Origin of the sequence: Longimicrobium sp., from assembly GCF_036388275.1 — a bacterium.
GTDB lineage: Bacteria > Gemmatimonadota > Gemmatimonadetes > Longimicrobiales > Longimicrobiaceae > Longimicrobium.
This window is the reverse complement of the sequence record NZ_DASVSF010000067.1, coordinates 1-1964: the sequence shown is the minus strand read 5'-3', so window position 1 is coordinate 1964 and position 1964 is coordinate 1. Positions and strand designations below refer to the sequence as shown.

1 protein-coding gene is annotated in these 1964 nt (G+C 73.4%); it reads left to right on the top strand.

Going from position 1 to position 1964, the window contains the following annotated elements; genetic code table 11:
* The coding region (locus VF632_RS14515; protein WP_349264001.1) for a condensation domain-containing protein at positions 1–1964 on the top strand (1964 nt) is incomplete at both ends.

Here is a 1964-nt window from a genome sequence, read left to right as displayed (position 1 = left end):
TGGAACGTGTACGGGCCCACGGAAACCACCATCTGGTCGACGTCCGGGGCGGTCGGCGGCGATGCTTCCAGCGCTGCGCAGGTGCCGATCGGGCGGCCGGTGGCGAACACGCGCGTCTACGTGCTGGACGCGGCGGGCGAGCCGGTGCCGGTGGGCGTGGCGGGCGAGCTGTACATCGGGGGCGCGGGGGTGGTGCGCGGGTACCTGGGGCGCCCGGAGCAGACGGCCGAGCGCTTCGTGGCCGATCCGTTCGGCAGCGAGCCTGGGGCGCGGCTGTACCGCACGGGCGACCTGGCGCGCTGGCGGCTGGACGGGACGATGGAGTTCCTGGGCCGCACCGACTTCCAGGTGAAGGTGCGCGGGTTCCGCATCGAGTTGGGCGAGATCGAGGCGCGCCTCGCCGAGCACCCGGGAGTGCGCGAGGCGGCGGTGATGGCGCGCGAGGACGCGGCGGGTGACGTACGGCTGGTGGGGTACTTCGTCGGGGCGGCGGTGGATGCGTCCGCCGGCGCGGTGGACGCCGAGGCACTCCGTGCGCACCTCTCCACCACGCTCCCGGAGTACATGGTGCCGGCGGCGTACGTGCGGCTGGACGCGCTTCCGCTCACGCCGAACGGGAAGCTGGACCGCAAGGCGCTCCCCGCTCCGGAGGGTGGTGCCTACGCAACGCGTGGCTACGAGGCGCCGGTGGGCGAGACCGAGGTGGCTCTCGCGGAGATCTGGGCGGAGGTGCTCGGCGTGGAGCGCGTGGGCCGCTGGGCCGGGTTCTTCGAGCTGGGCGGCCACTCGCTGCTGGCCGTACGCGTCGTGTCGCGCGTGCGGCAGCTGCTGGACGTGGAGGTGCCGCTCGGGGAGCTGTTCCGGTCCCCGGTGCTGGCGGACCTCGCGCACACCATCGGGAACGCGGCCCGCACCGAGCTGCCGCCGATCGAGCGGGTGGACCGTGGCGGACCGCTGCCACTCTCCTTTCCGCAGCAGCGGCTCTGGTTCCTGGAGCAGCTTGGCGATCTGGGCAGCACGTACCACGTCACCACGCGTCAGCGGCTGCACGGAGAGCTGGACCGGGGGGCGCTGGGGCGCGCGCTGGACGCGATCGTCGCGCGGCACGAGGCGCTGCGCACGACCGTCGTGGAGGTGCAGGGCGAACCGGTGCAGCGCATCGCCCCGGTGGAGGAGAGCCGGTTCCCGGTCATCGAGCACGACCTGAGCGGGGATCCCGACGGGCCGTCAGAACTGCGGCGGCTGCTGGGTGAGGAAGCGCGCACGCCCTTCGACCTGTCGCGGGGGCCGCTCGTCCGCGGCCGTCTGATCCGGCTGGCGGAGGACGAGCACCTGCTCCACGTCACCATGCACCACATGGTCACCGACGGGTGGAGCATGGGGGTGTTCACGCGCGAGCTGGGCGCGCTGTACGGCGCGTTCCGCCGCGGCGAGCCCGACCCGCTTCCCGCCCTGCCGGTGCAGTACGCGGACTACGCGGCGTGGCAGCGGAAGTGGGCGGACGGCGACGTCCTGAAGGGGCAGGCGGACTACTGGCGGGCCACGCTGGGCGGCGCCCCGGCGCTGCTGGAGCTGCCTACGGACCGTCCGCGGCCGGCGCAGGTGGACCATGCGGGTGCGTCGCTGGGCGTGGTGATGGACGAGGCGTTGACGGCCGGTCTGAAGGCACTGGGCCAGCGCCACGGCACCACGCTCTTCATGACCGTGCTGGCGGGCTGGGCCGCGGTGCTGGGCAGGCTGTCGGGGCAGAATGACGTGGTCGTCGGCACCCCCACCGCCAACCGTGGCCGCATCGAGATCGAGGGGCTGATCGGCTTCTTCGTGAACACGCTGGCGCTGCGCGTGGATCTCGCGGGCTCGCCCACCGTGGCGGAACTGCTGGCGCACGTACGGGAGCGGGCGCTGGGCGCGCAGCAGAACCAGGACATCCCCTTCGAGCAGGTGGTGGAGGTGGTGCAGCCGGT